The organism is Bartonella queenslandensis AUST/NH15, assembly GCF_000312585.1.
Lineage (GTDB): Bacteria > Pseudomonadota > Alphaproteobacteria > Rhizobiales > Rhizobiaceae > Bartonella > Bartonella queenslandensis_A.
In genome coordinates, this window is the sequence record NZ_HE998457.1 from 1 (window position 1) to 264 (window position 264).

1 pseudogene is annotated in these 264 nt (G+C 37.5%); it reads right to left on the reverse strand.

Annotated elements, in window-relative coordinates:
- A pseudogene (locus tag BN338_RS12540) lies at positions 1 to 264 on the reverse strand (YfjI family protein); the annotation flags it as partial.

Consider the following 264-nt stretch of genomic DNA (forward strand, 5'->3'; position numbering starts at 1 on the left):
CAACAATTCCCCTAGCTTCTCTACCGTGACATCATTGACGATAAGACGCCGTTTTATAGAACTGTTATCTTCCTCACTTTCTTTGTGTTCAAGAGCTTGTGAAAGAAGAGCAAGGGCTTGTTCTTCGTCTTGATCTTTGAGTGCTTTATAGGCTTGTTTTTTCTTTTCTCGTTTATCTAATTCACTAAGAATATCTTTTGTTTCTTGGTGTTTTTTCTTCTTTACCCACTCTTTATACCATTCCTCTTGAAAGGCATAGAGAGG